The organism is Atopobium sp. BS2, assembly GCF_000565075.1.
Taxonomy (GTDB): domain Bacteria; phylum Actinomycetota; class Coriobacteriia; order Coriobacteriales; family Atopobiaceae; genus Lancefieldella.
This window is the reverse complement of record NZ_JDFG01000028.1, coordinates 68,032-93,209: the sequence shown is the minus strand read 5'-3', so window position 1 is coordinate 93,209 and position 25,178 is coordinate 68,032. Positions and strand designations below refer to the sequence as shown.

The 25,178-nt window shown below is 50.8% G+C and carries 40 protein-coding genes; all 40 read right to left on the bottom strand.

The annotated features are described in order from the left end of the window. Window positions 1-23: 23 nt before the first annotated feature. The 40 genes from rplQ to HMPREF1492_RS03255 all read right to left on the bottom strand — a co-directional run bounded on the left by rplQ (window position 24) and on the right by HMPREF1492_RS03255 (window position 25,068). Entirely contained in the window at window positions 24-509 is a 486-nt protein-coding gene (gene rplQ / locus HMPREF1492_RS03445) for a 50S ribosomal protein L17 (protein ID WP_035435881.1), read from the bottom strand. A gap of 33 nt (window positions 510-542) precedes the next feature. Beyond that, window positions 543-1,484, bottom strand: coding sequence for a DNA-directed RNA polymerase subunit alpha (locus tag HMPREF1492_RS03440; protein ID WP_035435877.1), 942 nt, complete (start codon window positions 1,482-1,484; stop codon window positions 543-545). A 24-nt stretch (window positions 1,485-1,508) separates the two neighbouring features. Beyond that, a complete protein-coding gene (gene rpsD, locus HMPREF1492_RS03435; protein WP_012809219.1) occupies window positions 1,509-2,102 on the bottom strand; it encodes a 30S ribosomal protein S4 in 594 nt (197 codons plus the stop codon). 17 nt (window positions 2,103-2,119) lie between these two features. Then, window positions 2,120-2,521, bottom strand: a complete 402-nt coding sequence (rpsK, locus tag HMPREF1492_RS03430) for a 30S ribosomal protein S11 (protein ID WP_012809220.1) — start codon at window positions 2,519-2,521, stop codon at window positions 2,120-2,122. Window positions 2,522-2,535: 14 nt separating this feature from the next. Further along, window positions 2,536-2,904 (bottom strand): 30S ribosomal protein S13, encoded by a 369-nt coding sequence (rpsM, locus tag HMPREF1492_RS03425; RefSeq protein WP_035426925.1) that lies wholly within the window; start codon window positions 2,902-2,904, stop codon window positions 2,536-2,538. Window positions 2,905-2,919: 15 nt separating this feature from the next. Beyond that, a complete protein-coding gene (gene rpmJ, locus HMPREF1492_RS03420; RefSeq protein ID WP_002563183.1) occupies window positions 2,920-3,033 on the bottom strand; it encodes a 50S ribosomal protein L36 in 114 nt (37 codons plus the stop codon). A 146-nt stretch (window positions 3,034-3,179) separates the two neighbouring features. Continuing rightward, window positions 3,180-3,398, bottom strand: a complete 219-nt coding sequence (gene infA / locus HMPREF1492_RS03415) for a translation initiation factor IF-1 (protein ID WP_012809222.1) — start codon at window positions 3,396-3,398, stop codon at window positions 3,180-3,182. Between the two features lie 113 nt (window positions 3,399-3,511). After that, a complete protein-coding gene (gene map / locus HMPREF1492_RS03410) occupies window positions 3,512-4,300 on the bottom strand; it encodes a type I methionyl aminopeptidase (protein WP_035432042.1) in 789 nt (262 codons plus the stop codon). Continuing rightward, window positions 4,297-4,923 (bottom strand): adenylate kinase, encoded by a 627-nt coding sequence (locus HMPREF1492_RS03405; RefSeq protein WP_035432044.1) that lies wholly within the window; start codon window positions 4,921-4,923, stop codon window positions 4,297-4,299. The genes map and HMPREF1492_RS03405 overlap by 4 nt, the downstream gene beginning before the upstream one ends. A 67-nt stretch (window positions 4,924-4,990) precedes the next feature. Beyond that, window positions 4,991-6,271 carry a preprotein translocase subunit SecY gene (gene secY, locus HMPREF1492_RS03400; protein ID WP_035432046.1) on the bottom strand — a complete coding sequence of 427 codons (1,281 nt, stop codon included), beginning with the start codon at window positions 6,269-6,271 and terminating at the stop codon, window positions 4,991-4,993. Beyond that, a complete protein-coding gene (gene rplO, locus HMPREF1492_RS03395; protein ID WP_035426932.1) occupies window positions 6,271-6,717 on the bottom strand; it encodes a 50S ribosomal protein L15 in 447 nt (148 codons plus the stop codon). The genes secY and rplO overlap by 1 nt, the downstream gene beginning before the upstream one ends. Window positions 6,718-6,728: 11 nt before the next feature. Beyond that, complete coding sequence (gene rpmD, locus HMPREF1492_RS03390) at window positions 6,729-6,914, bottom strand: 50S ribosomal protein L30 (RefSeq protein ID WP_012809227.1); 186 nt, start codon at window positions 6,912-6,914, stop codon at window positions 6,729-6,731. A gap of 2 nt (window positions 6,915-6,916) precedes the next feature. Beyond that, a complete protein-coding gene (gene rpsE / locus HMPREF1492_RS03385; RefSeq protein ID WP_035426935.1) occupies window positions 6,917-7,438 on the bottom strand; it encodes a 30S ribosomal protein S5 in 522 nt (173 codons plus the stop codon). Between the two features lie 9 nt (window positions 7,439-7,447). Continuing rightward, the gene (gene rplR, locus HMPREF1492_RS03380) at window positions 7,448-7,816 is read right to left on the bottom strand and encodes a 50S ribosomal protein L18 (protein WP_035426936.1); all 369 of its coding nucleotides are present in this window, start codon (window positions 7,814-7,816) and stop codon (window positions 7,448-7,450) included. A gap of 68 nt (window positions 7,817-7,884) precedes the next feature. After that, a complete protein-coding gene (gene rplF / locus HMPREF1492_RS03375; RefSeq protein WP_035432048.1) occupies window positions 7,885-8,421 on the bottom strand; it encodes a 50S ribosomal protein L6 in 537 nt (178 codons plus the stop codon). A gap of 27 nt (window positions 8,422-8,448) precedes the next feature. Then, a complete protein-coding gene (gene rpsH, locus HMPREF1492_RS03370; protein WP_035426940.1) occupies window positions 8,449-8,847 on the bottom strand; it encodes a 30S ribosomal protein S8 in 399 nt (132 codons plus the stop codon). 89 nt (window positions 8,848-8,936) lie between these two features. Next, complete coding sequence (locus HMPREF1492_RS03365; protein ID WP_012809232.1) at window positions 8,937-9,122, bottom strand: type Z 30S ribosomal protein S14; 186 nt, start codon at window positions 9,120-9,122, stop codon at window positions 8,937-8,939. A gap of 124 nt (window positions 9,123-9,246) precedes the next feature. Further along, window positions 9,247-9,807 carry a 50S ribosomal protein L5 gene (gene rplE, locus HMPREF1492_RS03360; RefSeq protein WP_035432050.1) on the bottom strand — a complete coding sequence of 187 codons (561 nt, stop codon included), beginning with the start codon at window positions 9,805-9,807 and terminating at the stop codon, window positions 9,247-9,249. 302 nt (window positions 9,808-10,109) lie between these two features. Further along, entirely contained in the window at window positions 10,110-10,427 is a 318-nt protein-coding gene (rplX, locus tag HMPREF1492_RS03355; RefSeq protein ID WP_035426943.1) for a 50S ribosomal protein L24, read from the bottom strand. Window positions 10,428-10,438: 11 nt separating this feature from the next. Further along, window positions 10,439-10,807, bottom strand: coding sequence for a 50S ribosomal protein L14 (gene rplN / locus HMPREF1492_RS03350; protein ID WP_012809235.1), 369 nt, complete (start codon window positions 10,805-10,807; stop codon window positions 10,439-10,441). A gap of 110 nt (window positions 10,808-10,917) precedes the next feature. Continuing rightward, entirely contained in the window at window positions 10,918-11,184 is a 267-nt protein-coding gene (rpsQ, locus tag HMPREF1492_RS03345) for a 30S ribosomal protein S17 (RefSeq protein ID WP_012809236.1), read from the bottom strand. A gap of 17 nt (window positions 11,185-11,201) precedes the next feature. After that, window positions 11,202-11,417 carry a 50S ribosomal protein L29 gene (gene rpmC / locus HMPREF1492_RS03340; protein WP_035426945.1) on the bottom strand — a complete coding sequence of 72 codons (216 nt, stop codon included), beginning with the start codon at window positions 11,415-11,417 and terminating at the stop codon, window positions 11,202-11,204. Then, entirely contained in the window at window positions 11,417-11,842 is a 426-nt protein-coding gene (gene rplP, locus HMPREF1492_RS03335; protein WP_035426946.1) for a 50S ribosomal protein L16, read from the bottom strand. The genes rpmC and rplP overlap by 1 nt, the downstream gene beginning before the upstream one ends. Then, window positions 11,842-12,552, bottom strand: a complete 711-nt coding sequence (gene rpsC / locus HMPREF1492_RS03330; RefSeq protein ID WP_035426947.1) for a 30S ribosomal protein S3 — start codon at window positions 12,550-12,552, stop codon at window positions 11,842-11,844. Before rpsC ends, rplP begins: the two co-directional genes overlap by 1 nt. Window positions 12,553-12,554: 2 nt before the next feature. Next, window positions 12,555-12,917, bottom strand: coding sequence for a 50S ribosomal protein L22 (rplV, locus tag HMPREF1492_RS03325; RefSeq protein ID WP_035435875.1), 363 nt, complete (start codon window positions 12,915-12,917; stop codon window positions 12,555-12,557). A gap of 14 nt (window positions 12,918-12,931) precedes the next feature. Beyond that, a complete protein-coding gene (gene rpsS, locus HMPREF1492_RS03320; RefSeq protein ID WP_035426948.1) occupies window positions 12,932-13,192 on the bottom strand; it encodes a 30S ribosomal protein S19 in 261 nt (86 codons plus the stop codon). A 21-nt stretch (window positions 13,193-13,213) separates the two neighbouring features. Next, complete coding sequence (rplB, locus tag HMPREF1492_RS03315) at window positions 13,214-14,050, bottom strand: 50S ribosomal protein L2 (protein WP_035435872.1); 837 nt, start codon at window positions 14,048-14,050, stop codon at window positions 13,214-13,216. A gap of 138 nt (window positions 14,051-14,188) precedes the next feature. Beyond that, window positions 14,189-14,488: a 50S ribosomal protein L23 gene (rplW, locus tag HMPREF1492_RS03310; RefSeq protein ID WP_035426953.1), complete on the bottom strand. Its 300-nt coding sequence runs from the start codon at window positions 14,486-14,488 to the stop codon at window positions 14,189-14,191. Next, window positions 14,488-15,114, bottom strand: a complete 627-nt coding sequence (gene rplD / locus HMPREF1492_RS03305; RefSeq protein ID WP_035435869.1) for a 50S ribosomal protein L4 — start codon at window positions 15,112-15,114, stop codon at window positions 14,488-14,490. Before rplD ends, rplW begins: the two co-directional genes overlap by 1 nt. Window positions 15,115-15,153: 39 nt before the next feature. After that, window positions 15,154-15,774: a 50S ribosomal protein L3 gene (gene rplC, locus HMPREF1492_RS03300; RefSeq protein WP_035426957.1), complete on the bottom strand. Its 621-nt coding sequence runs from the start codon at window positions 15,772-15,774 to the stop codon at window positions 15,154-15,156. Window positions 15,775-16,132: 358 nt separating this feature from the next. Then, a complete protein-coding gene (locus tag HMPREF1492_RS03295; protein ID WP_084054971.1) occupies window positions 16,133-16,651 on the bottom strand; it encodes a low molecular weight protein-tyrosine-phosphatase in 519 nt (172 codons plus the stop codon). Window positions 16,652-16,817: 166 nt separating this feature from the next. Continuing rightward, window positions 16,818-16,979, bottom strand: a complete 162-nt coding sequence (locus HMPREF1492_RS07620; protein ID WP_156924095.1) for a hypothetical protein — start codon at window positions 16,977-16,979, stop codon at window positions 16,818-16,820. A 61-nt stretch (window positions 16,980-17,040) separates the two neighbouring features. Then, on the bottom strand, window positions 17,041-17,349 hold the full coding sequence (rpsJ, locus tag HMPREF1492_RS03290; RefSeq protein ID WP_012809247.1) for a 30S ribosomal protein S10: 309 nt from the start codon (window positions 17,347-17,349) through the stop codon (window positions 17,041-17,043). 43 nt (window positions 17,350-17,392) lie between these two features. Then, window positions 17,393-19,489: an elongation factor G gene (gene fusA, locus HMPREF1492_RS03285; protein ID WP_035435866.1), complete on the bottom strand. Its 2,097-nt coding sequence runs from the start codon at window positions 19,487-19,489 to the stop codon at window positions 17,393-17,395. A 24-nt stretch (window positions 19,490-19,513) separates the two neighbouring features. After that, on the bottom strand, window positions 19,514-19,984 hold the full coding sequence (gene rpsG / locus HMPREF1492_RS03280; RefSeq protein ID WP_012809249.1) for a 30S ribosomal protein S7: 471 nt from the start codon (window positions 19,982-19,984) through the stop codon (window positions 19,514-19,516). A 38-nt stretch (window positions 19,985-20,022) separates the two neighbouring features. After that, window positions 20,023-20,394, bottom strand: a complete 372-nt coding sequence (gene rpsL / locus HMPREF1492_RS03275) for a 30S ribosomal protein S12 (RefSeq protein ID WP_035427082.1) — start codon at window positions 20,392-20,394, stop codon at window positions 20,023-20,025. A gap of 165 nt (window positions 20,395-20,559) precedes the next feature. Further along, the gene (locus HMPREF1492_RS03270) at window positions 20,560-20,904 is read right to left on the bottom strand and encodes a hydrogenase maturation nickel metallochaperone HypA (RefSeq protein ID WP_035435864.1); all 345 of its coding nucleotides are present in this window, start codon (window positions 20,902-20,904) and stop codon (window positions 20,560-20,562) included. A 23-nt stretch (window positions 20,905-20,927) separates the two neighbouring features. Then, on the bottom strand, window positions 20,928-23,933 hold the full coding sequence (locus HMPREF1492_RS03265; protein ID WP_035435861.1) for an FAD-dependent oxidoreductase: 3,006 nt from the start codon (window positions 23,931-23,933) through the stop codon (window positions 20,928-20,930). A 47-nt stretch (window positions 23,934-23,980) separates the two neighbouring features. Continuing rightward, window positions 23,981-24,655, bottom strand: coding sequence for a hydrogenase nickel incorporation protein HypB (gene hypB, locus HMPREF1492_RS03260; RefSeq protein ID WP_035435858.1), 675 nt, complete (start codon window positions 24,653-24,655; stop codon window positions 23,981-23,983). Between the two features lie 29 nt (window positions 24,656-24,684). Further along, window positions 24,685-25,068: an ArsR/SmtB family transcription factor gene (locus HMPREF1492_RS03255; protein WP_035435856.1), complete on the bottom strand. Its 384-nt coding sequence runs from the start codon at window positions 25,066-25,068 to the stop codon at window positions 24,685-24,687. Between the last annotated feature and the right edge of the window lie 110 nt (window positions 25,069-25,178).

The window sequence follows — 25,178 nt, the reverse complement described above, 5'->3', positions numbered from 1 at the left end:
CTTCAGATTCACTTTGACAGAAGTTACTCTGCAACCTCTTCGGTCTGCTCGGTCTCCTCTGCTGGAGCCTCGGTCTCCTCTTCCTTTACAGGAGCAGGAGCAACCTTGGTAGCCTTAGCCTTCTTGTTAGAAGCCTTTGGCTGAACTGGCTCGGTAACAAGCTCAAGGATAACAACCTCAGAAGCATCGCCCTTACGAGGACCAAGCTTCATGATACGGGTGTAGCCGCCGTTGCGGTCAGCCCACATACCCTGAGCAGCCTTGTCAAATACCTCACGGACAAGCTCTGCGTTACCAACCTTGGCCATAGCAAGACGACGAGCGTGAAGGTCGCCGCGCTTTGCCCAAGTGATGACCTTGTCGACCTCGCCGCGAACTGCCTTAGCGCGGACGTCAAGAGTCTTAATACGATCGTTAGTGAAAAGGGCTTGGATCAGGCTCTTCTTGATGGCCTTGGTGTGGCTAGCATCAGTACCAAGCTTCATGCCCCTCTTCTTATTGTGCCTCATAATTTACATTCTCCTATGCGTGACAAGGCGCGACTAAGCCTTAAGGGACAGGCCCATGCTCTCGAGCTTTTCCTTGACTTCTTCAATAGACTTAACACCAAAGTTTCTGATGTTGAGAAGATCGTTCTCAGAGAAATCAACGAGCTGACGGACAGAGTGAATTCCTGCACGCTTGAGGCAGTTGTAAGAACGGACGGAAAGGTCCAAATCCTCAACCTGCTTCTCAAGCTCGGAATCGTCCTCGACGTCTGCCTTAGCAAAAATCGAAGCCTCTTCCTGAGTCTCGTCAAAATCAGTAAGTCCCATGAATGCGCTCATGTGCTGGTTAATGATGTTTGCAGCCTCAACGACAGCCTCGCGAGGGCTGATTGCACCATTGGTCTCAACCTCAAGCACCAGACGATCATAGTCGGTGTGACGGCCAACACGGCAAGGCTCAACAGCCTTAGCGCAGCGGCGAACTGGCGAGAAGATCGAGTCAACGTGAATGAATCCAATTGGATCGCTCTCACGCTCGTTATCCTCACCGGAAACATAACCGCGACCATTACCAAGGCGAAGTCTCATGGAAAGATGAGCTCCCTCAGCAAGAGTGCAAATGTGCTGAGCTGGGTTAACCAGCTCGTAGCCCATAGGAACATCAAGATCAGCACCAGAGACTTTGCAAGGACCATCAACAGAGATGGAAGCCTCAGCCTCATCAGAGTTGTTGGTGTTGCGGAAAACTAGGCCCTTAACGTTCAGAACGATGTCAGTAACGTCCTCATAGACGCCTTCAACCGTAGTGAACTCATGCTGAACGCCATCAATCTGGATGGCCTCAACCGCAGCTCCCTCAAGAGAGGAAAGCAGTACGCGGCGGAGGGAGTTGCCAAGCGTGTCACCATAGCCACGCTCAAGCGGCTCTACGCTCACACGAGCGACGTTTGCGCCGATTTCATCTACCGACACGTTTGGTCGGATAAATTCGGACATTGCTACCTCCAAAACGGGTCGGGCTTACTTGGAGTAGAGCTCGACGATCAGCTGTGCGTCAATCTCAAGGTCGATCTGATCGCGGGTTGGAAGCTGAAGAACAGTGCCCTGCAGCTTCTCAATGTCAACCTCAAGCCATGCAGGAACTGCCATGTGCTCGGAGGAAATGAGAGCTTCCTTGATTGGAAGAAGATCCTTTGCCTTGGAAGCAACAGCGATAACATCGCCGCTCTTTACGCGATAAGAAGGAATGTCAACACGCTGACCGTTAACGGTGATGTGACCGTGACGGACAGTCTGACGAGCCTCTTTACGTGTACGAGCAAAGCCAAGGCGGAAGATGACGTTGTCAAGACGAGTCTCAAGGATGCTCATCAGGTTGTCACCAGTAATGCCTGGGTTCTTCTTAGCCATCTCATAGTAGCCGTGGAACTGGTTCTCAAGGACGCCGTAAATGAACTTAGCCTTCTGCTTCTCACGGAGCTGCATACCGTACTCGCTCTCCTGGCGACGACGGCGACGTGGCTCACGGTTAGAAGTCTTATTGATCCCCATCACAACGGGATCGATGCCAAGCTGACGACATCTTTTAAGGACCGGGGTCCTATCAATTGCCATTTGCTTGTCCTTTCGTGCTAGTTGCGACGGCGCTTTTTAGGACGGCAGCCGTTGTGTGCAATAGGTGTCTTATCCTGAATACCCGAAACCTCGAGGCCTGCTGCCTGAAGGGAACGGATTGCGGTCTCGCGACCAGAGCCTGGGCCCTTAACAAAAACAGCTACCTTGTGGAGACCGTGCTCCATTGCTGCCTTTGCTGCTGCCTCTGCTGCAAGCTGTGCAGCAAAAGGAGTGGACTTACGAGAGCCCTTGAAGCCGACGGTACCACCGGACTGCCAGGAAATTACATTACCCTGGGGATCGGAAATAGAGACAATCGTGTTATTGAATGTGCTCTTGATGTGGGCCTGGCCCACTGCAATGTTTTTACGCTCGGAGCGGCGGACGCGTGTAGTGCGAGCGTTCTTTTTCTGTGCCATTAGCTACTCCTCGCCTACTTCTTCTTGCCGCCCACCTGACGCTTCTTACCCTTACGAGTACGAGCGTTAGTGTGGGTACGCTGACCGTGGACAGGGAGGCCCTTGCGGTGACGGAGGCCGCGGTAGCAGCCAATCTCCATCAGGCGGGCAACATTTTGACGCACCTCGCGGCGAAGATCGCCCTCGGTGGTGTAGTTAGCGTCAATAAAGTCACGAATCTTAGTGACTTCTTCCTCTGTGAGGTCCTTGACGCGAGTATTTACATCGATACCAGTCTCGTTGCAAATCTTGGTTGCACGAGTCTGACCAATGCCGTAAAGATAGGTGAGTCCGACCTCAACACGCTTATCGCGTGGCAGGTCGACGCCGTTAATACGGGCCAACTTGGTGCTCCTTCCTTAGCCCTGACGCTGCTTGTGGCGCGGGTTCTCGCAAATCACGTAAACCTTACCGTGGCGACGGATGACTTTGCACTTGTCGCACATCTTCTTTACCGAAGGACGTACCTTCATGTGTCTTCCTTTCGGTTCTGCTGATACGAACTATATACTCGCCCAGCCGCTGGCGTGAAATACCGACTGTACTTACGTACATGTGCCCTTGCGACGTGCACAAAGACACAGATAACCTCATGCATGGCACGAGGTTTTTGCATTACTTACTTATAACGGTAGGTAATGCGACCCCTGGTAAGATCGTAAGGAGAAATCTCTACTACAACCTTGTCACCAGGGAGAATTCGAATATAGTTCATTCGAATCTTACCTGAGATGGTGCAAAGGATGGTCTTGCCGTTCTCTAACTCAACGTTAAACATAGCGTTTGGCAGGGGTTCTAGTACCTTGCCTTCAAGCTCAATCGCGTCTTGTTTAGCCAACTTTCATCCTCTCGACACATCGACAGCGGTTATCAATAATACATAAAAATGTGCCACTCGTCTATCACTTATTTTTTCAACACAATTAGATAGCGAGAAGAACAATGTATGTGTTACTCAAGACCGCCTTGCATCTCGCACCATGGACCAACTTCATCTTCTGAAACGATAACGGGACCGTCGGCAGTAATAGCAACCGTGTTCTCATAATGTGCTGATGGCAGGCCATCATCTGTAACAACGGTCCAACCATTTTCAAGAACGGTGCAATCGTAGGTACCCATAGCAATCATAGGCTCAATTGCAATTACCATTCCCTCACGAAGAACAATGCCGTTACCTGCACGACCATAGTTTCTGACCTCGGGGTCCTCGTGAAGATTACGACCAATACCATGGCCAACAAAATCACGAATGACACCATAGCCGTTATCCTCGGCAAGTTTCTGAACTGCATGGCCAACGTCGCCAAGACGAGCACCAGGAACAGCAGCTGCAATACCTGCCTTAAGGCAATCGCGGGTAACCTCACAAAGTGCCTGGGTTTTCTCGTCAACTGTTCCGCAGTAGAACGTCCAAGCGTTATCTCCTGCCCAACCGTTAACGGTAGCACCCGTGTCAATGGTCAGAATATCGCCATCTTGCAAAATGACGTTAGCTGATGGAATACCGTGAACAATCTGCTCGTTAATAGAAGAGCAAACAGATCCAGGGAATCCACCGTAGCCTTTAAAGGTAGGGGTTCCGCCATGAAGTCTAATAAAAGCTTCAACAGCGCGGTCAATCTCGAGCGTTGAAACACCAGGTCTAATCATAGATCCAGCACGGCGAAGAGCTGCCTTTGAAAGGGCGCCCGACACCTTCATTGCCTCGATTTGTTCAGGTGTTTTTATCGTAATCATAGTGCGAGGAGTGTCTTTACGTCGGCGAATACCTCGTCAACAGGACGATCTCCGTTGACCTCCTTCAGAATTCCATGACCCTTGTAGTACTCAATCAAAGGAGAAGTCTGGTTCTCGTATACATCAAGACGCTTACGAATTGTCTCTGGCTTATCGTCATCACGCTGATACATCTCACCAGAACAATTTGGGCAAGTCTCTGTACCAGCAGGTGCAGTATAACCACACTCTTTGCACGTACGGCGAGAAGAAAGACGCTCAACAATAACCTCTGGCTCAACAGCAACAAGCAGAGCTGCATCAAGCTTGAGGCCCATATTCTGAAGCTCAAAATCAAGGGTTACTGCCTGAGCGGTGTTGCGTGGGAAGCCATCAAGAATAAAACCAGCCTTTGCATCGTCTGCAGAAAGGCGCTCTTTTACCAGGTCAATTACAAGCTGATCTGGAACAAGCTGACCAGCATCCATATACTCTTTAGCCTTAACGCCAAGCTCAGACTGAGCTTTAACAGCAGCACGAAGAAGGTCACCGGTTGAGATGTGAGCAAGTCCATACTCTGCAACGAGCTTCTGAGCCTGTGTACCCTTGCCAGCGCCAGGTGCGCCGAGAAGAACAATGTTCATGCTTCGCCTTCCTTTCAAATAATAAAAGGGGCCTGTTTCCAGGCCCCTTTATGCTACGTATTAAGAACTACTTAAAGAAGCCCTCATAGTTGTGCATCTTAAGGTGGGACTCAATGGAAGAGAGTGTATCCATTGCAACACCGACCATGATGAGGACGGAAGTTCCACCAAACGCCTGTATCAACGAATCGCCTGTGAACCAGAAAATAATGGTTGGAACGATTGCAAGAACTGCCATAAAGATAGCACCGGGGAGGGTGACTCTGTCAATAACAGTCTTGATATACGTTGAAGTAGCAGTACCTGGACGAACACCAGGAATAAAGCCTCCCTGCTTCTTAAGCTGGTCTGCTGTCTCCTCTGGATTGAACACCATTGAGGTGTAGAAGTATGCAAAGAAGACAATGAACATAACTGAGAGAACCCAGTTAACCCATCCAGAAGAAAGTGAAGTAGCAAGATTTTGAATCCACTCTACTCCTGGGAAGAACACAGCAACCTGAGCAGGAAGGTACAGGATTGCAGATGCAAAGATGATTGGTACAACGCCTGCAGTGTTTACCTTAATTGGAAGGTAAGTTGACTGACCACCCATCATACGACGACCAACAACGCGCTTGGCATAGTTGATAGGAATACGACGCTGACCACGCTCAATGTAAACAATGAGCGGAATAATAGCGAGCATAACCACAACAGTAACAACGGTAAGAACAATGTTTCCACGAGTAGCTACTGAAGAAATAAGGGCTGTTGGAAGTCCAGCCATGATGTTTGCAAAGATGATAAGACTCATTCCGTTGCCAACACCTTGCTGGGTAATAACCTCACCGAGCCACATAATAATGATGGCACCAACTAGCATGGTAAAGACTACCAGGAAGTTTTCAAGTGCCTCAGGCACGCCCTCCATAGATGCAAAAGATACACCATAGCTCTTAAACAAGAACAGGTAACCAACTGCATTGAGCAGAGCTAGGCCAACCGTAAGATAACGCGTGTACTGCGTAATCTTACGCTGGCCGCTCTCACCATCTTTAGCAAGCTCGCCAAGAGATGGAATAACGGACTGCATCATCTGGAAGATGATCTGAGCCGTAATGTAAGGCATGATGCCCAGACTGAAAACAGACATGCGAGAAAGAGCGCCACCCGAAAATAGGTTAAGCACGGCCATTGCGCCATTCTTAGAAAGACCATTCTGATAAACAGAAAGCATCTGCTGGAATGGAGCACCGGGCACAGGAAGATACGCACCAAAACGGTACAGAAGAAGAATCAGTACCGTAAGGAGAATCTTTCCCCTTAGTTCCGGAACACGAAATGCGTTGGCGATTCCTTTACTCACTACTCGGCCTCAACCTTTCCACCGGCCGCCTCGATCTTAGCCTTTGCGGAGGCGGAAACCTTGTCGACCTTAACAGTGAGCTTCTTAGAAAGCTCGCCATCACCCAGAACCTTGACTGGGATGAAGTTGTACTTAATAACTCCCTTAGCAACCAGAGCCTCTGCGTCTACGGTCTCGCCGTCTGCAAAGAGAGCGTTCAGACGAGCAACGTTGACTGGAGCGTACTCAACACGGTTGTGGTTAGTGAAACCAGGAAGCTTAGGAAGACGCATAGCCAGTGGCTGCTGTCCACCCTCGAAGCCAGCGCCCTTGCCGCCACCAGAGCGGGAGAGCTGACCATTCATACCGCGGCCGGCAAAAGTACCATTGCCTGAAGAATTACCGCGACCTACGCGCTTACGATTTTTGCGCGAACCCACTGCGGGGCGAAGATCATTGAGCTGCATTATTACTACCTCTAGTTCTCTTCAACCTCGACAAGGTGCTTAACCTTGAAGATCATTCCACGAATGCTTGGGTTGTCAGGCTGCTCGACGGTATCGCCGATCTTGTGGAGGCCGAGGGCCTTCACCGTAGCAGTCTGGTCCTTCTTGACGCCTGCAACGGCGCCACGGACAAGCTTGATGCTAAGGTTCTTAGCCATCGTTAGTTCTCCTTTCCGACGAACATATCGCCGACGGTTAGGCCACGACGCTCAGCTGCTTCTTCTGGGCTGGAAAGCTCCTTCAGACCCTCAGCTGCTGCCTTAATCATGTTCAGAGCGTTGTCGGTACCAAGGGACTTAGAAAGTACATTGGTGATACCTGCAAGCTCGAAGAGTGGACGAATAGGACCGCCAGCAATAACACCAGTACCCTCGAATGCAGGCTTAATAAGAACAGAACCTGCACCGTAGTGACCAGTGACTGCGTGTGGTACGGAACCAGTCTCGGTCAGTGGGACCTTGAACATGTTCCTCTTTGCGTCCTCGACGCCCTTCTGAATTGCCAGAGGTACCTCAGCGGAACGACCCTGGCCAATACCAACGTTACCCTTACCGTCGCCAACGACTACCAGAGCAACGAGTGACATACGGCGGCCACCCTTAACGGTCTTGGAAACGCGGTGAATATAAACGACGCGCTCCTGAAGATCCGTATCCTGCTGGCGCTTACGATCACGTGCCATTGAATCCTCCTAGAACTTCAGGCCCGCGTTGCGGGCGCCATCTGCCAAAGCCTTGACGCGGCCGTGATAGAGACGGCCACCACGGTCAAAAGTGACCTCAGTGACGTTCTTCTCGGCAGCGCGCTTACCGATAAGCTCACCTACGAACTCAGCTGCCTCCTTGTTGGAGCCAACCTTGCCAGTAGAACGGAACTCTGGGTCAAGCGTAGAGGCAGAGCAGAGAGTTCTTCCAGAAGCGTCGTCAATAAGCTGTGCATAAATGTTTGCGTTTGTGCGGTGAACTGCAAGACGCGGACGCTCAGGTGTACCAAAGACCTTGGCGCGTACGCGGCGCTTGCGGCGTTCAAGACCCGCCTTTTTCGCCTGCTGCTTGTTCATTCCTTCTCCTTAGAGACATGCCATCACCTAACGGGGTGATGGTCTTTTAGCCTAAAAGTAGGGTTGCTTTACTTAGCAGCCTTACCGAGCTTCCTGCGGATGTGCTCACCTTCGTAGTGAATGCCCTTGCCCTTGTAAGGCTCTGGTGGACGCTTCATACGAATCTCAGCTGCAACCTGGCCGACCTTCTCCTTAGAAATACCCTTAACGGTAAGGTGAGTGTTATCAGGTACCTCAAAGCTAATGCCCTCAGGTGCAACATAGAGAACTGGGTGAGAATAACCAAGGGAAAGGTCAAGATCCTTGCCCTTAAGTGCTACACGGTAACCAACGCCGGTGAGCTCGAGCTTCTTCTCGAAGCCCTCAGAGACACCAACAACCATGTTGTGGATAAGGGTACGGACAAGACCCTGCTGAGCATTGGACTCAGTGGACTCGTCAACGCGAGTAACGAGAATCTCCTCGCCCTCCTGAGCGATAGCAACCAGCTCAGAGAAAGTACGAGTCAGCTCGCCCTTAGAACCCTTAACGGTAACGGTGGTGTTATCAACTGTCACAGTGACTCCAGCAGGAATCTGGACAGGCTTCTTACCAATACGAGACACGGCTGTCTCCTTTCATTCCTGTCAGATTTACCAAACGTAAGCGATGACCTCGCCGCCAACGCCGTTCTTACGAGCGTCGCGGTCGCACATCATGCCCTTAGAAGTGGAAACCACTGCAGTACCAAGACCACCAAGAACGCGTGGAAGCTTCTCAGCGGTGGAGTAAATGCGCAGACCAGGCTTGGAAATACGACGAATGCCGCGGATAACCTTAGCGCGCTTCTTACCATACTTAAGGGTGATGTGAAGAGTCTTCTGAGGCTTAGTATCCTCAACGGTGTAACCCTCGACATAGCCCTCTTCGGTGATGACGCGAGCAATCTCAACGAGCACCTTGCTCGATGGCATGGATACGGAATCCTTGCCAGCTGAGTTTGCGTTACGAATACGCGTCAGCATGTCTGAAATGGGATCGGTAATTTTCATTTGATCCTTCTCCTTCGTTAATGATGAAACTGCGTGTCTGGTTCATCTACACCCGTGGCGCAGATGCCTTGACGCCAGAGCCCTGAGTCCTACCAGCTTGCCTTGCGGACACCAGGAAGCTCGCCCTTGCTCGCTAGCTCACGGAAGCACACACGGCACAGACCAAACTTGCGGTAAACGGAGTGGGGACGTCCACAACGCTGGCAACGGTTCTGTGTGCGCGTAGAGTACTTCGGCTCACGCGAGGCTTTGACGATCATCGAAGTCTTAGCCACAAATCCTCCTTCAAAATGCAACTTGGCGAACGCCAAGATGACTTCAAACAATAGTGCTGGTGACTATGTCACCCGGCATCGAAGATGCCAACAGGAATGCGCTTAATTTAAGCGCAGGTAAAAGTTAGTCCTGCTTGAATGGGAAGTGGAAGGCGTCGAGAAGTGCCTTACCCTCCTCGTTGGTGTTAGCAGTGGTGACAATGGTGATGTCCATACCGCGGGTGTGGTCCATCTTGTCAAAGTCAATCTCTGGGAAGATGAGCTGCTCGGTTACGCCCATGGAGAAGTTACCACGGCCGTCGAAGCTCTTAGCAGAGATACCACGGAAGTCGCGGATACGAGGAATTGCAACTGCGATCAGACGATCCAGGAACTCCCACATACGATCGCCACGAAGGGTAACTTTAGCGCCGATTGGCATACCCTGGCGAAGCTTAAAGGTTGCAATAGACTTGCGAGCGTGTGTAACAAGTGGCTGCTGACCAGTAATGGTACGGAGGTCGTTTACAGCGCCGTCGATTGCCTTGGCGTCTGTAGCTGCCTCGCCAACACCCATGTTGACAACGATCTTCTCAAACTTAGGAATCTGGTTAACGTTGGTGTAACCAAATTTCTCCTTCAGAGCATCACGCACGGATGCGTAGTAAAGCTCTTTAAGGCGAGGTGTGTACTTCTCGTCTGCCATGGTTTCTCCTTAACTCTTGGGGTTTTAAGTGCGGGGATCGCCTCGCACCTCCTAGTTTGGCGAACTAGGAGCCATCTGCATCCTCGAGACATACGTGTCCCATAGAAAGACGCAATGAACAATATTAGACCTTATTGAGCAAAAATGGGGCGAGAATTTCAAGCTAGCTGATATTTTTTCGTGTCATCACACGACTTACACAACACCGCACTTCTCGCCCAAAAAGAAAACCCCGCTATCTGATGATAACGGGGTTTGAAGTAGCTCTGAGATGTTTCTACAAAGCGAGAAACACGTATAACTTAGAGCTCAGCGCCTGACTTCTTGGAGACGCGGACCTTAGTGCCGTCCTCCTTGATCAGGTAGCCAACACGGGTTGGCTTGTCGGTCTTAGGGTCGATAAGAGCAACATTGGAAGCGTCGATTGCTGCCTCTGCCTCAACGATGCCACCCTGCTGGTTAGCTGCGTTTGGCTTGACATGGCGCTTTGCAATTGCAACGCCCTCAACGACAACCTTGTTCTTCTCTGGATATACGCGAAGTACCTCGCCGCGCTTACCCTTGTCCTTACCAGTGAGGACCTCGACCTTGTCGCCCTTCTTGATCTTCATCTTAGGCATGTCGTTCCTCCTTAAAGGGTCTCAGGTGCAAGTGAGACAATCTTCATGTACTTGTGGTCGCGCAGCTCGCGAGCGACTGGTCCAAAGATACGAGTACCCTTGGGCTCACCCTCTTTGTTAACAAGAACGCATGCGTTCTGGTCAAAGCGGATGTAGCTACCGTCCTTGCGACGGGTGTCCTTAGCGGTACGAACGATGACGCAGCGAACAATGTCGCCCTTCTTCACCGAACCACCTGGAGTAGCCTCCTGGACAGCGCCAATGATGACGTCGGCAAGGCCGGCGTAACGACGCTTGGAGCCACCAAGGACCTTGACGCACTTTACGCGCCTTGCGCCGCTGTTGTCAGCGACGTTGAGAATGGTCTCCATCTGAATCATGTGACGTTCCTCCGGAACCTAATTTCTCAGAGGTGCGCGTATTTGCGGACATGAGAAATAATGATAGATACAAAACTAGGTTGAGCTAAAAGCTGTTTCCTAGGTGCTAATTACTTAGCGCGCTCAACGATCTCTGCGAGACGCCAACGCTTGGTCTTGGAAAGAGGACGAGTCTCCATGACGCGGACGGTATCGCCCAGACCAGCCTCGTTGTTCTCATCGTGAACGTGAAGCTTCTTGCCGATGGTCATCATCTTGCCATACTTAGGGTGGTGCTTACGGTACGTAATCTCTACCGTAATCGTCTTCTCGCCAGAGATGGAGACGACGAGTCCGGTACGAACCTTACGCGCATTTCTGCTTTCGGTCTCTGCCATAACTTATCTCCTGCGATCTAGTTCTGCTCTGCGGATGCTTCCGCAGCAATTTGACGGGTGCGCATCTCGGTCTGAACGCGAGCGATGTCACGCTTAACAGCCTTGACACGAGCGGTGTTGTCCAGCTGGCTGGTTGCCATCTGGAAACGAAGATTAAAGAGCTCTGCGCGGCCTTCCTCGAGTTTCTTAGCGAGGTCTGCATCGCTCATAGCCTTGATTTCGGTGTACTTCATTAGTTCTCACCGTCCTGATCGGCCTTGGAGACAATCTTGGTCTTAATTGGAAGCTTGTGCTGAGCAAGACGGAGAGCCTCACGAGCAACTTCCTCTGGTACGCCATCAATCTCGAACATGATACGACCAGGCTTAACAACTGCTACCCACTCTTCTGGGTTACCCTTACCGGAACCCATGCGAGTCTCTGCAGGCTTCTTGGTGATTGGCTTATCTGGGAAGATAGTAATCCAAACCTTACCGCCACGCTTCATCTCACGGGTGAGAGCAATACGAGCAGCCTCAATCTGGCGGTTAGTAATCCAGTGAGCCTCCTCTGCACGGATGCCCCAGGAACCAAAATGCAGCTGGGTATTACCCTTTGCCTGGCCCTTCATGGAACCGCGCTGTACCTTACGGTGCAATACACGCTTTGGAGCAAGCATTAACGGCCCCTCCTCTCATTGCGAGCACGACGAGGACGAGCGGAGCCCTCAAGAGCTGGGTTAGGTGTTGGCTGTCCAGGCATCTTCTCGCCGTAATAAATCCAAACCTTGATACCAACAGCGCCCATGGTGGTGCGGCCTGTAGCGGTACCATAGCCGATTGCAGCACGAAGGGTGTGCAGAGGCACGCGACCCTCACGGTACCACTCACGGCGGCCCATCTCAGCACCGTTCAGACGACCGGAGCACTGGATACGAATACCCTTAGCGCCAGCCTTACGAGCGGACTGAACAGCCTTACGCATAGCGCGACGGAAAGCGACACGCTGCTCAAGCTGCTCTGCGATGGACTGAGCAACAAGGTTTGCGTCAAGCTCAGGACGCTTAACCTCGACAACATCAACGTTGACCTGACCCTTGCCGACCTTAGCAACACGCTCAAGATCTGCACGGAGGCCGTCAATCTCTGCACCCTTCTTGCCAATGACAATACCAGGACGTGCGGAGAAAATAGTTACCTTGACCTTATCGCCAGCGCGCTCGATATCAATACGAGCAACAGCTGCCTTCTCAAGGCGCTTCTCAAGATACTTGCGGATAGCAAGATCGTTGCCGAGCTGCTCGGCGTAGTCCTTATCGGCGTACCAACGAGAACGCCAGCTCTCGGTTACACCAAGACGGAAGCCTGTAGGCTGTACTTTCTGACCCATTCCTACGCCTCCTTTCGAGGTGCAACGACAACGGTAATGTGGCTCATGCGCTTGTTAATGCGGGAAGCCGAACCCTTTGCACGAGGGCGAATACGCTTAAGCGTTGGGCCTTCGTCAACAAAAGCGGTCTTGACTACCAGGTTGTTAGCGCGGAGACCATTGTTGTTCTCGGCGTTAGCAACTGCGGAGCGCAGAACCTTAGCAATATCAGTTGCGGCAGCGCGAGTCGAGAACTGAAGAACCTCAAGGGCCTTCTCGACAGACTTACCGCGGACAAGCGCGACAACTGCGCGAGCCTTACGAGGAGCAACGCGAACATACTTAGCTGTTGCGCGAACCTCAATAGAATCGGTGTTCTTAGCCATTTACTACACTCCCCCTATTTGGCCTTGTGACCGCGGAAGGTACGGGATGGGGAGAACTCGCCCAACTTGTGACCAACCATGGACTCAGTGACGTACACAGGTACATGCTTACGACCATCGTGAACAGCGATGGTGTGACCGACCATCTCAGGGAAGATGGTTGAGGAACGTGACCAAGTCTTGATAACGTCCTTCTTGCCAGCCTCGTTCATTGCAGCGACACGCGCAAGGAGGCGAGTCTCCACAAAGGGGCCTTTTTTGAGACTTCTGCTCATTTATCTACTCCTACTCGTGTCTTACTTGGACTTACGACGGCGAATGATCAGGCGGTTAGAAGCCTTCTTCGGGTCGCGGGTCTTATAACCCTTGGTTGGCTTACCCCATGGGGTGACGGAAGGACGACCAGAAGTGTGGTTCTTACCTTCACCACCGCCGTGTGGGTGGTCAACAGGGTTCATGACAGTACCACGGACGGTAGGACGGACGCCTGCCCAGCGGGAACGACCAGCCTTACCAACAACAATGTTGGAGTGCTCAGCGTTGCCAACCTCACCGATGGTTGCACGGCAGGTCAGAAGAACACGACGGAGCTCGGAGGAAGGCATACGCAGAACTGCATAGCCGTTGTCCTTACCCATGAGCTGGACGGAAGTACCAGCAGCACGTGCCATTGCAGCACCCTTGCCAGGCTGGAACTCAACTGCGTGAACAAGAGTACCTACTGGAATCTGCTCAAGAGTGGTGCAGTTACCAGGCTTGATGTCGACGTCCTTGGTACCAGAAAGAACAGTGTCACCGACGCTCAGGCCCTCTGGGCAAAGGATGTATGCCTTTGCACCGTCTGCATAGTGCAGAAGAGCAATACGAGCGGAACGGTTAGGATCGTACTCAACAGTAGCGACCTTAGCTGGGATGTCATCCTTGCGACGCTTGAAGTCGATACGACGGTACTGGCGCTTGTGGCCACCACCCTGGTGACGGGTAGTGATGCGGCCATTGTTGTTGCGGCCAGCCTTCTTTGGCAGAGGCTCGAGAAGGGACTTCTCGGGCTTATCAGTTGTAATCTCAGCAAAGTCTGAGATTGTCTGGAAGCGCCTGCCTGCGCTTGTTGGCTTTAGATGCCTAACTGCCATAAACAGTATCCCTTTCTTCTCCGTTGGCTAGCCCGCTTAAGGGAAAGTCGAGCTAACACCGGATTACCACGGTACCGCGCGTATCTACTATGCGCGGCATACGAACCCGTACCTCAAAAGAGGCACGGGAGAAAAACCTTACTCAGCAGAGTTATTACCGAAGATCTCGATAGTCTCACCAGCAGCGAGGGTAACAATAGCCTTCTTCCACTGGCGGGTCTTGCCTGCCTGCTGATAACGTACACGCTTGTTCTTTGGCTTAACAGAAAGTGTGTTTACCTTGGTGACGTGTACAGAGAAGAGCTTCTCTACAGCTGCAGCAATCTCTTCTTTACCTGCGTTACGAGCAACCTCAAAAGTGTACTTGCCCTGCTCCATCAGATCGAAAGCACGCTCTGAAACGATAGGACGAATGATGACCTCATAAGGAGAGTTCATTATGCGAGCACCTCCCCAAGCTGCTTAGCGACATCAGCGGACATAACAAGTGCGCCGTTGTCGATCAGGAAACGAGTAGTAACCTCAGAAACGCCGAAAATCGAAACCTTAGGAAGGTTGCGGAAAGAGAGGTAAGTGTTGACGTCGTCGTCTGGGACGATGACGGTAACGCGCTTACCCTCAACACCGAGGTTCTGAAGTACAGCCTTTGCCTGCTTGGTGGAAGGCTGAGCAAACTCGAGAGAGTCAACGAGGACAAGCTCGGAATCTGCAACCTTGCCGGAGAGGACGGACCTCATAGCAAGCTTGACCATCTTGTTGTTAATACGACGTGCGTGGGAACGAGGGGTAGGTCCAAAGATGACGCCACCACCAGTCCACTGACCAGCACGAATAGAACCCTGGCGAGCACGACCAGTACCCTTCTGACGGTAAGGCTTAACGCCACCGCCGGATACCTCGTGACGGTTCTTTGTAGAGTGGGTACCCTGACGTGCGGATGCGTCCTGGCAGACTACAACCTGGTGCACAACAGGGATGTTTGGCTCAATGCCATAGACGTCAGAGGAGAGCTCGGCGTCGCCGACCTTCTTTCCCTCTACGTTCTTAATCTCATACTTGGACATGTTGTCTCCTTGTTAGCCTAAGTGTTTGCCTAAAGGCCCTTAGGCCATGCGGACCTGGACGAGGGCATTCTTGCCGCCAGGAACAGCACCCTTGATAAGCATGAGGTTCTGCTCAGCATCAACGCGGACAAGCTTAAGGTTCTTGACCGTAACGCGCTCTGCGCCCATGTGACCATACATGTGAAGGCCCTTACGAACGCGTGCAGGGTATGCGCACTGACCAATGGAACCTGGACGACGCTGGTTACGAGAACCGTGAGTCATTGGACCGCGAGAGAAGTTCCAGCGCTTAACGGTACCCTGGAAACCCTTACCCTTAGAAGTGCCTGTTACGTCAACAGCGGTGACCTCGGAGAAGTCAGCAACTGTGACAACATCGCCGGTCTTGTGCTCAGAAGCATCCTCAACGCGAACCTCGCGGAGGTAACGCATTGGCTCGACGCCCTGTGCCTTGAAGTGACCAGCCATTGGCTTGTTGACATGCTTCTCAGAGATGTCGCCGAAGCCAATCTGTACGGCATTGTAGCCGTCCGTCTCAACAGTCTTTACCTGTGAAACGGTGCAGGGGCCAGCAAGAACGACGGTAACAGGAACGACGTTGTCGTTCTCGTCCCATACCTGGGTCATACCCAGCTTGCGGCCGAGGATGGTATTAACCATGCTCTTTCCTAACCTTCGGTGGTCATGGGACCTTGAGAGCACATCGGGTACTCTTCCCCAGCGGACCACGTCCTGTACATACTGCCTTTAGACATAATTGTCCTGTTTGAGCAGCCCGTCTACTTTACACTCATTTTTGACAAGAAACAAGCCTAAAATCTCTAAAAGATGAACGCTTTGTGAAGACCGTTTGATACCTTCTAGCTGCGAGATCTTTCTTCTCGCCTATTTTGCGAGGTCAAACCGCTGACCCGGGCGTATCCATTAGCGAGAAACCCGAAGAAATTTGAAAAATTTTTCCAAAAAATTTGTCGGAATGATTTGCCGGAACTAGTTACCGGGAAAATTGCGGTGAAGGCTATCTGGCTAAAATTTTCTTGAGCAACGCTTCGCAGCCTTCTGTAACGTCCTCGTACGTCAGGTCAAAATTACCCGAATACCACGGATCCGCAATGTCGCGAGGCTTCTCTGTCCAGTCAAGAAGCAACGAAACCTTTCCAAGCGGATCATCCTTGAGCATACGCATCATGTTGCGCAGGTTGTTGTGATCCATACCAATGAGGTAATCAAACTCCTCGTAATCTGCGCGAGTCATCTGCCTGGCACGATGATTGCCGCAATGAATCCCCTCTTGCTGCAGTTTTCTACGCGTGCGAGGGTCCACAGGATTGCCGATCTCTTCTGTGGATGTTGCGGCTGAGTCAATGAAGAACGATTCTGCCAGACCGTTTTTCTCGACAAGGTCTTGCATGACATATTGCGCCATAGTTGACCTGCAAATATTTCCATGACACACAAAGAGAATCTTAGTCACGTGGGAGTTTTCCGGTCGGTCAGTATTCTGCTGGTTGCTTGCGTTCAACTGGCTATGCTTCATCTTTTCTCCTGCGCTTTGTGCGAGTATTTGCCCTCTAATTCTACGGGTTTCTCGCCAAGTACGACATCTGCGCTATAAACCAACGTGCCCCTGTACTAAGAGCCTGAATAGTGTATCAAGTCTGAGTAAATTTACTCAGACTTGGCGAGAAAAACCGGCAAATAACTCAGACATGGTGCACTTTTCCGGCAAATCGTTCAGACATGGCGAGAGAATCAGGCGCGAACGGATTCAGCGCGAGCGGGTTGGGCACGATCGGGTTCAGCGCGAGCGGGTTCAGCGTAAACAGGTCAGACGTAAGCTGGTTCGGCGCAAGCGGAAGGCCCACGCAAAAACCCTCCCGCGCGAAGATGCACAGGAGGGTTTGCAAGTTGGATTAAGCCGTGTGCTTAGAGCTTGATCTCGATATCGACACCAGCTGGAAGGTCGAGACGCATAAGCGAATCAACGGTAGAAGCGCTTGGGTCGAGAATATCGATGAGACGCTTGTGAGTGCGCATCTCAAACTGATCACGGGAATCCTTATCCTTGTGTGGTGAGCGGATAACGGTGTAAAGGTTGCGCTCGGTTGGCAGAGGGATAGGACCGGAAACACGCGCACCTGTCTTCTGTGCGGTGTCAACAATCAGCTTAGCGGACTGATCAATGACCTCGTGATCATAGCCCTTGAGGCGAATCCTGATCTTCTGGCTTGACACTTTGGGTACCTCCATAAATGAGCTAGAGCTCGTGGTCGTTTACTTAGGATGCAGAGCCGCCGTTTTTGGCGACAATCTCTTCGCGTACAGCGTTTGGAACAGGCTCGTAAGAATCGAACTGCATGGTGTAGCTCGCACGGCCCTGGGTCTGGGAACGAAGGTCGGTTGCGTAACCGAACATCTCACCAAGAGGCACCTTAGCGCGGATGACCTTGGCGTCCATACGATCGTCCATACCCTCAATCTTGCCACGACGGGAAGAAAGGTTGCCCATAACGTCGCCCATGTACTGCTCAGGTGTCTCAACCTCAACAGACTCAACTGGCTCGAGAAGGACAGGGTTGGACTTCTTGAGAGCATCCTTAATTGCCATAGAACCAGCAATCTTAAATGCTGCCTCAGAAGAGTCGACCTCGTGGTAAGAACCGTCAACAAGGGTGACCTTGATGTCGACTACTGGGTAACCAGCAATGACACCGTTCTCAAGAGCCTCGCGGATGCCCTTATCGATAGATGGGATGTACTCCTTAGGAATGACACCACCAACGATAGCGTTGACAAACTCGTAACCCTTGCCCTCTTCCTGTGGCTCAAGGTCGATGACTGCGTGGCCATACTGACCCTTACCACCGGACTGACGGACAAACTTGCCCTCAGCGTGGCTTACTGCCTTACCAGCAGTCTCACGGTAAGCAACCTGTGGCTTACCAACGTTGCAGTCAACCTTAAACTCACGACGGAGACGGTCAACAATAATCTCAAGGTGAAGCTCGCCCATACCAGCAATGATGGTCTGGCCGGTCTCGTGATCAGTGTGAACCTGGAAGGTTGGGTCCTCTTCAGCCAGCTTAGAAAGGCCGATGGACATCTTCTCCTGCTCAGCCTTGGTCTTAGGCTCAACAGCAACGTCGATAACAGGATCTGCGAAGCTGATGGACTCAAGGATGATTGGGTTCTTCTCGTCACAAAGAGTGTCACCAGTAGTGGTGTTCTTCAGACCAACGCATGCAACGATGTCGCCTGCGGAGCACTCGTCACGGTCAACACGGTCGTTTGCGTTCATCTCAAGGATGCGGCCAAAGCGCTCACGGTTGTCCTTGACGGAGTTGTAGACGTAAGAACCTGCCTCTGCCTGACCAGAGTAAACACGAATGTAGGTAAGCTTACCAACATAAGGGTCAGTCATAATCTTGAATGCAAGAGCGGAGAATGGCTCCTTAACGTCTGCGTGACGGACAGCCTCGTCACCCTTAGGAGTGACACCGTCAATCTCTGGAACATCCAGAGGGCTTGGAAGGAAGTCGATGACTGCGTCCAGAAGCTCCTGGATACCCTTGTTCTTGTAAGCAGAGCCAACAAAGACAGGGTTAATCTGACCAGCAAGAACGCCAGCACGAAGAGCACCCTTAAGGGTCTCAACGTCAACCTCTTCACCCTCGAGAACAGCCATCATGACGTCCTCAGAGAAGTCAGAAGCTGCCTCAAGAAGCTCTTCACGCTTCTCAGCTGCAATCTCTGCAAACTCTGCAGGAATCTCGTCGAGTGGCTCAGGGTAAATCATGCCCTTTGCATCCTCTTTGAAGTCCCATGCAGTGTTAGTGACAAGGTCGATAAGACCCCAGAAGTTGGACTCAGCACCCATTGGGACCTGAGCTGCAATTGCGTTTGCGCCGAGGCGGTCACGCATGGTCTGGATTGCACGGAAGAAGTCTGCGCCTACGCGGTCAAACTTGTTGATGAATGCAATACGAGGTACGCCGTACTTGGTTGCCTGACGCCAAACGGTCTCGGACTGTGGCTGAACGCCTGCAACTGCGTCGAAGACTGCAACTGCGCCGTCCAGAACACGAAGAGAACGCTCAACCTCAGCGGTAAAGTCAACGTGACCTGGGGTGTCGATGATCTGGATGACGTGGTCTTTCCAGAAGCAAGTGGTAGCTGCGGAAGTAATGGTTACGCCGCGCTCCTGCTCCTGAACCATCCAGTCCATGGTTGCTGCACCGTCGTGGACCTCACCAATCTTGTGGGTCTTACCGGTGTAGTAAAGAATACGCTCCGTAGTGGTGGTCTTACCAGCATCGATGTGAGCCATGATGCCGATGTTGCGGAGGTCTTTAAGATTGTACTTAGTCTTAGCCATTTGTTTGCTACTCCTGAATTCCGACTAGAAGCGGTAGTGGGAGAAGGCGCGGTTGGCCTCAGCCATCTTGTACAGGTCCTCACGGCGCTTGACGGATGCACCTACGCCGTTAGTTGCGTCGATGATCTCGTTTGCAAGACGCTCTGCCATGGTCTTCTCTTTACGGCTACGGCTGAAAGTGACCATCCAGCGGATAGCAAGAGTAGTTGCACGACGGGAGTTGACCTCCATTGGGACCTGGTAAGTAGCGCCACCAACACGCTTAGGCTTAACCTCAAGTGTTGGGCGAATGTTATCCATAGCCTTCTTGAAGACAGTGAGAGCATCCTCGCCAGTCTTCTCTGCGACGATGTCAAATGCACCGTAGACAATGCGCTCTGCGGTTGCTTTCTTGCCGTCGAGAAGGACCTTGTTAATGAGCTGGGTTACCAGACGATTGTTGTAGACGGCGTCAGGCATAACCTCACGACGTACTGCTGCTGCGCGACGCGGCATATTAATCTCCTAAGAACTAGTTCGAGTAGTGGACGTGATTACTTAGCACGCTTAGTGCCGTAACGGGAACGGCCCTGAGCACGATTCTGAACTGCTGCGCAGTCGAATGCACCGCGAACAACCTTGTAACGAACACCAGGAAGGTCACGGACACGGCCGCCACGAACCAGAACAATGGAGTGCTCCTGGAGGTTGTGGCCCTCACCAGGAATGTAAGCGGTTACCTCAATGCCATTAACAAGACGAACACGAGCAACCTTACGGAGTGCTGAGTTAGGCTTCTTTGGCGTAGTGGTGAAAACGCGGGTGCAAACACCACGCTTCTGTGGGTTGTGCTGAAGAGCGGCGTTCTTGGACTTTGACTTGACGCTCACGCGGCCCTTACGTACGAGCTGGTTAATAGTAGGCAAGATCTTCTCCTTCTTATACCTATCTACCTGCAGTTTTACATATTCGAAAGGCGACACAGCACTGTCCCCTTGGAATTACGCAGGGAAGTACTTTACGCTGATGAAAGCCACATGTCAACAAGCCACTGTGCCGGGCGTATCCATACTTCATAGAAATTACAAATGCTAGGTAGCCTCAATCTCAGCAAGCTCAATTTCTAAACCTTGGATAAGTTCGGTTTTCTCGCTAGAACAGTAAGGGCATATGCGACCATACGTTACCGTGGCGTACGTTTTATTGCACGATAAACACTGTGTTAGAGCTGGTACTTCTTCAATTTCTAGCTGAGCTCCATGTAACAGCTCCGTGCGATCAGCTGCCCAGCGCCATACATCCAACAAGTACGTTGGAACAACTCCAGATACCTCCCCTAGCTGCAACTTTACGCGCGCAACGGAGGTAAGGTTGTTCTGTTTACCCAGGTCTTCCACCATGTCTATGAGGTAAAACGCAATTCCTAGCTCATGCATATCAGTTAGTTCCAGTGAGCACGCTAGCTTGAAATACCGGTACTGCCCGCAGGAACGGGATTGCCAAGTTCATCGGTTGTCACGTGTGACTGAGGCTTAGGAGTCTTTGTTTTTCTCGCGGGGTTCTTAATAATCTTTACCGCACGTTTTCCAACATACGAGAGAATCTTTCCTGCCTTATGCTCTGCGGCAACCATATCTGAACAGTGAGGATTGTCGCGGAACAGGTGAATTGCATCAAACTCACAGCGTGTAGTACAGAGACCACAACCAATACACTTATTTGCATCAACAATTGAAGCGCCGCACTTCAAGCAGCGAGCGGTCTCGATTCTGATTTGCTCTGGCGTAAAGGTATGGCTAGGGTCTGTCCAGTTGTGTCTAATGTTTTTGACCGTATCGCATGCGGGACGCTGACGACCTGCGTGATCGTATCCACAAGACTCAACTGCTGCGTCAGATTTATCAAGCTCAACATAATGGCGCTGGTTGCGGCCAATAGTCAAAGAAGAGCCTTTCTGCACAAAACGATGTAATGAAACAGCAGCTTCATGACCTGCGGCAATAGCATCGATAACAAAGCGAGGACCCGTGTACACGTCTCCACCCACAAAGACATCGGGCTGAGCAGTCTGATACGTCTGGGAATCAGCGCACGCAAGATTGCCTCGCGTAAGCTCAACCGCCTCTCCCTCCAAAAGACTTCCCCACTCAACGGTTTGTCCAATAGACAAGATTACTGCGTCTGCCTCAAGATACATTGTTTGCTCGTCATCAAAACAAGGCGAGAAACGCTTGTCATTGTCGAAAACACGAGTACAGCGTTTAAACGTCACGCCGCAAACGTGTCCTTGCTCATCTGTGGCAATAAAAGCAGGTCCCCAACCATTCTTGATTGACACACCATCTTCCTGCGCTTCTGTGATTTCTTCTGGTAGTGCAGGCATCTCTTCTGGCTGCTCTAGGCACACCATAGTAACTGACTCTGAGCCACAACGCGCAGAAACTCGAGCCGCATCAATAGCAACATTACCGCCGCCAATGACCACTGTCTTACCAGGTACTTCATGCAGAGGATGCTCGGTTACAAAATGCAAGAAATCAACAGCAGAAATAACCCCATCGGCGTCTTCTCCAGCAATATTGGCTTTTCTACCGCCCTGGCAACCAATGGCAACATAAAAACCAATAAAGCCTTGAGCGCGCAGTTCATCAAGGGTTATGTCTTTTCCTACCTCAATGCCACAGCGAATCTCAACACCCATTTCTTTAAGAATGTCGATCTCTGCGGCAACAACGTTTTTCTCGAGCTTGTAAGAAGGAATGCCATATACCATCATTCCGCCAGGAAGGAGGTTCTTCTCAAAAACGACGGGGTTGTAACCGTGTTCTGCCAGGTAATATGCACAGGACAGGCCGGCTGGACCTGCACCAATAATGGCAATTTTCTGGTTGAATCGGCCTCTATTTGACGGGATAACTGGCTCTGGAATAAAGCGATGCTCTGCCTCTAGATCTTTTTGAGCAATGAATTTCTTAACGTCATCAATGGCTACTGCCTGGTCAATAGTTCCTCGTGTACACGCTGCTTCGCAACGTTTATTGCACACGCGACCACAAACAGCTGGGAATGGATTTTCTTTTTTGATCAGCTCAAGCGCATCTCGATAGCGACCTTCAGCTGCCATACGCAGATAACCCTGAACAGAAATATGTGCTGGACAAGCAACTTTACAAGGAGCAGTACCGGTATCGTGACACTCAATACGGTTGTTGTTCTTATAATTCCAATCCCAATCAGCCTCTCCCCAAAACTTATCATCGGGAAGATCCTGCGTTGGATAGGAAATTTTGCCGGTCCTAGTAGGAAGCTTCTGACCTAATTGAGGGGCTCCAGCTGGGCAAACCTCAACACATCCACCACAAGCAACACATTTTTCTTCATCAACGTGAGCCACAAAAGCGGAACGAGACAAATTAGGCGTATTAAACAGCTGAGAAGTTCTGAGTGCATAGCAAACATTTACGTTGCAGTTGCAAATAGCAAAGATCTTATCTTCACCGTCAATGTTGGTAATCTGATGAACAAAACCGTTTTTCTCGGCCTTTGTACAGATATCGATAACCTCATCGTAGGTGATGTAGTGGCCTTTTCCTGTTTCTACGCAGTAATCAGCCATATCTCCAATGGCAAGACACCAATCTTCTGGATCGTCAGCACAGCCGTCGCCACGAACTCGCTCAGCAAGGCGACAAGAACAGGGAGTTGCAGCATATCTATCGTATTTCTTGAGCCAATGCGAAATATGCTCAACGGTAACGGTGTGATTGACCTGCTCAATAGAGCGCTCAACAGGAATGACGTGCATTCCAACACCCGCACCACCCTCAGGAACCAGCTTAGTGACATTTTTGAGCGGTAGATACGTCATGCGCTCAAACAAAGAAGCCATCTCGGGATGTTCTTCAAGTTGGCTCTCGTTCATCACGGTAAACTCTGCGGAGCCGGGAACAAACATGGGAAGAACATACTGCTTTTGCTTGCTCTTATTTTCCCAGTTGTACTCGATCATGCCCTTTACAGACAGGGTGTCTAGGATAGGTTGAAGCTCTTCTGCAGTTTTACCAGTACGCTTGCAAAGCTCCTCTAAAGTAACTGGCTGTCGCACCTTCATGTGTTTGGTTACCGAGGCCTCTTCCTCAGTCATAATTGCTGCAATTCCCCAATATTCTGGGTCATCTTTTACAATTTTATGACCGAGGCGACTGGTAATTTTTTGAACTTCATCTCTTACAAGAGGCTTAAATTGCTCAGAAGAAGCTGGTCCAGGCTCATTTGGATCTACGGTTTTGTAATGAACTACCTCGTCATTTTCAGTAATGTGATTTTGAGCGAGTATACGAATAGGACCACCAGCAGGGTTAGTAGTTGGCAATACATTTCTGCGTGCAATTTCTTCATCAGTAAGACTGCCACGCATGGCATTTCCATCTTTTGGGGTCTTACGTGCTGGTACTTCCTCTGCCATGACCTCTCCTATCAGGCATAAGACATTCTTTAAGCGATCATCATGAGTTACTGACTGCTTTTCCACTCAGCAACTTTGCGAGAAAGCCATTCAGTCCAAGCATCTAATCCTTCCCCAGTTTTGGCAGAGAAAGGAATAACAAGTGCCTTTGGATTTCTGAGGGCTACATTTTTCTTGAGTTTCTCTAGATCAAAGTCAAAATAAGGTGCTACGTCTATTTTGTTAACAAGCACCACATCACAGACCTGGTACATCAGTGGGTACTTCAGCGGCTTATCGTCACCTTCGGGAACAGAAAGAATAGTGACGTTTACTCCGGCACCGGTGTCAAACTCTGCTGGACATACCAAGTTTCCAACGTTCTCTAAAAAGATAAGGTCTACATCTCCTGCGTTGAGACCTTCAAGACCCTGAGCGCACATATGCGCATCAAGGTGACACATGCCGCCCGTATGCAGCTGAATGGCTTTTACTCCTGTTTCAGAAATAGCAGCAGCATCAACATCTGAATCAATATCAGCTTCCATAACAGCGAGTGAAAGCTTGCCATTCAGAGCAGCAATGGTCTTTTTAAGGGTAGTAGTTTTACCAGAACCAGGAGAAGACATAAGGTTTACCAGCAGGGTTCCCTTTTTCTTCATTTCTTCTCTTAGTTGATCGGCGCTTTTCTCGTTAGCTGCAAAAACGCTCTGCTTAACTTCAATGACGCGATACTCACCCATAAGTTCTCTCCACAGTTCCGATACGTACGTTAGTGTCCCAACAGATGCGCGGCATGTGCAAGGCCAACACGAATCAGCGTTGTGACGTGCTCATCTGCAAGTGAGTAGATAACTTTTCTGCCATCTCTTTTTGCATTGACAAGACCGCGATCTCGCAAAAGACGCAACTGATGAGAGGTAGCCGACTGTGAAACAGAAAGCATTTCCTGCAGCTCTGTCACGCTTTTCTCGCCATTTACCAGGGCACCCAAAATCTGGAATCGAGTGAAATCAGACAGTGCATCAAAAATCTGAGTTGCATCATAGATGATGTCATCGTTTACCAGGTATTCGTTCAGCTTCTGATCAGAAACGTAATCGCACGTAGAATGGGTGTGCTCGCACTGTTCAGAATCGTGGGAATGACTATCCATTGCTCTTCCTATCTTTTGAGAGTCGCAAAGTTCATGGCTACTTAACGGTAATCATAAAAGATTAGTATATACCGATACTCCCCCATCTACGCGCAACTAAAAGAGGACTC

Bases quoted from the DNA above. Each gene is read 5' to 3' on its own strand.
- rplN (WP_012809235.1), bottom strand. From the start codon at position 10,807: ATGATTCAGATGGAGACCATTCTCAACGTCGCTGACAACAGCGGCGCA.
- HMPREF1492_RS03295 (WP_084054971.1), bottom strand. From the start codon at position 16,651: ATGAAGCATAGCCAGTTGAACGCAAGCAACCAGCAGAATACTGACCGA.
- rplX (WP_035426943.1), bottom strand. From the start codon at position 10,427: ATGCCTAAGATGAAGATCAAGAAGGGCGACAAGGTCGAGGTCCTCACT.
- rplW (WP_035426953.1), bottom strand. From the start codon at position 14,488: ATGAACTCTCCTTATGAGGTCATCATTCGTCCTATCGTTTCAGAGCGT.
- rplD (WP_035435869.1), bottom strand. From the start codon at position 15,114: ATGTCCAAGTATGAGATTAAGAACGTAGAGGGAAAGAAGGTCGGCGAC.
- HMPREF1492_RS03440 (WP_035435877.1), bottom strand. From the start codon at position 1,484: ATGTCCGAATTTATCCGACCAAACGTGTCGGTAGATGAAATCGGCGCA.
- fusA (WP_035435866.1), bottom strand. From the start codon at position 19,489: ATGGCTAAGACTAAGTACAATCTTAAAGACCTCCGCAACATCGGCATC.
- rpsC (WP_035426947.1), bottom strand. From the start codon at position 12,552: ATGGGTCAGAAAGTACAGCCTACAGGCTTCCGTCTTGGTGTAACCGAG.
- rplP (WP_035426946.1), bottom strand. From the start codon at position 11,842: ATGCTTGCTCCAAAGCGTGTATTGCACCGTAAGGTACAGCGCGGTTCC.
- rplV (WP_035435875.1), bottom strand. From the start codon at position 12,917: ATGGCTAAGAACACCGATTCTATTGAGGTTCGCGCAACAGCTAAGTAT.
- HMPREF1492_RS03405 (WP_035432044.1), bottom strand. From the start codon at position 4,923: ATGAACATTGTTCTTCTCGGCGCACCTGGCGCTGGCAAGGGTACACAG.
- rpsS (WP_035426948.1), bottom strand. From the start codon at position 13,192: ATGAGCAGAAGTCTCAAAAAAGGCCCCTTTGTGGAGACTCGCCTCCTT.
- rpmD (WP_012809227.1), bottom strand. From the start codon at position 6,914: ATGGCTAAGAACCTTAGCATCAAGCTTGTCCGTGGCGCCGTTGCAGGC.
- rplC (WP_035426957.1), bottom strand. From the start codon at position 15,774: ATGGTTAATACCATCCTCGGCCGCAAGCTGGGTATGACCCAGGTATGG.
- rpsK (WP_012809220.1), bottom strand. From the start codon at position 2,521: ATGGCACAGAAAAAGAACGCTCGCACTACACGCGTCCGCCGCTCCGAG.
- hypB (WP_035435858.1), bottom strand. From the start codon at position 24,655: ATGGGTGAGTATCGCGTCATTGAAGTTAAGCAGAGCGTTTTTGCAGCT.
- rpsH (WP_035426940.1), bottom strand. From the start codon at position 8,847: ATGAAAATTACCGATCCCATTTCAGACATGCTGACGCGTATTCGTAAC.
- rpsD (WP_012809219.1), bottom strand. From the start codon at position 2,102: ATGGCAATTGATAGGACCCCGGTCCTTAAAAGATGTCGTCAGCTTGGC.
- rplR (WP_035426936.1), bottom strand. From the start codon at position 7,816: ATGAACAAGCAGCAGGCGAAAAAGGCGGGTCTTGAACGCCGCAAGCGC.
- rplQ (WP_035435881.1), bottom strand. From the start codon at position 509: ATGAGGCACAATAAGAAGAGGGGCATGAAGCTTGGTACTGATGCTAGC.
- rplO (WP_035426932.1), bottom strand. From the start codon at position 6,717: ATGCAGCTCAATGATCTTCGCCCCGCAGTGGGTTCGCGCAAAAATCGT.
- HMPREF1492_RS03255 (WP_035435856.1), bottom strand. From the start codon at position 25,068: ATGGATAGTCATTCCCACGATTCTGAACAGTGCGAGCACACCCATTCT.
- rpsE (WP_035426935.1), bottom strand. From the start codon at position 7,438: ATGGCACGTGATCGTAAGCGCCAGCAGGATACGGATCTTCAGGAGCGC.
- rpmC (WP_035426945.1), bottom strand. From the start codon at position 11,417: ATGAAGTACACCGAAATCAAGGCTATGAGCGATGCAGACCTCGCTAAG.
- rpmJ (WP_002563183.1), bottom strand. From the start codon at position 3,033: ATGAAGGTACGTCCTTCGGTAAAGAAGATGTGCGACAAGTGCAAAGTC.
- rpsQ (WP_012809236.1), bottom strand. From the start codon at position 11,184: ATGGCAGAGACCGAAAGCAGAAATGCGCGTAAGGTTCGTACCGGACTC.
- HMPREF1492_RS03265 (WP_035435861.1), bottom strand. From the start codon at position 23,933: ATGGCAGAGGAAGTACCAGCACGTAAGACCCCAAAAGATGGAAATGCC.
- rplE (WP_035432050.1), bottom strand. From the start codon at position 9,807: ATGGCAGACGAGAAGTACACACCTCGCCTTAAAGAGCTTTACTACGCA.
- rplB (WP_035435872.1), bottom strand. From the start codon at position 14,050: ATGGCAGTTAGGCATCTAAAGCCAACAAGCGCAGGCAGGCGCTTCCAG.
- HMPREF1492_RS03270 (WP_035435864.1), bottom strand. From the start codon at position 20,904: ATGCATGAGCTAGGAATTGCGTTTTACCTCATAGACATGGTGGAAGAC.
- rpsG (WP_012809249.1), bottom strand. From the start codon at position 19,984: ATGCCGCGTCGCGCAGCAGCAGTACGTCGTGAGGTTATGCCTGACGCC.
- map (WP_035432042.1), bottom strand. From the start codon at position 4,300: ATGATTACGATAAAAACACCTGAACAAATCGAGGCAATGAAGGTGTCG.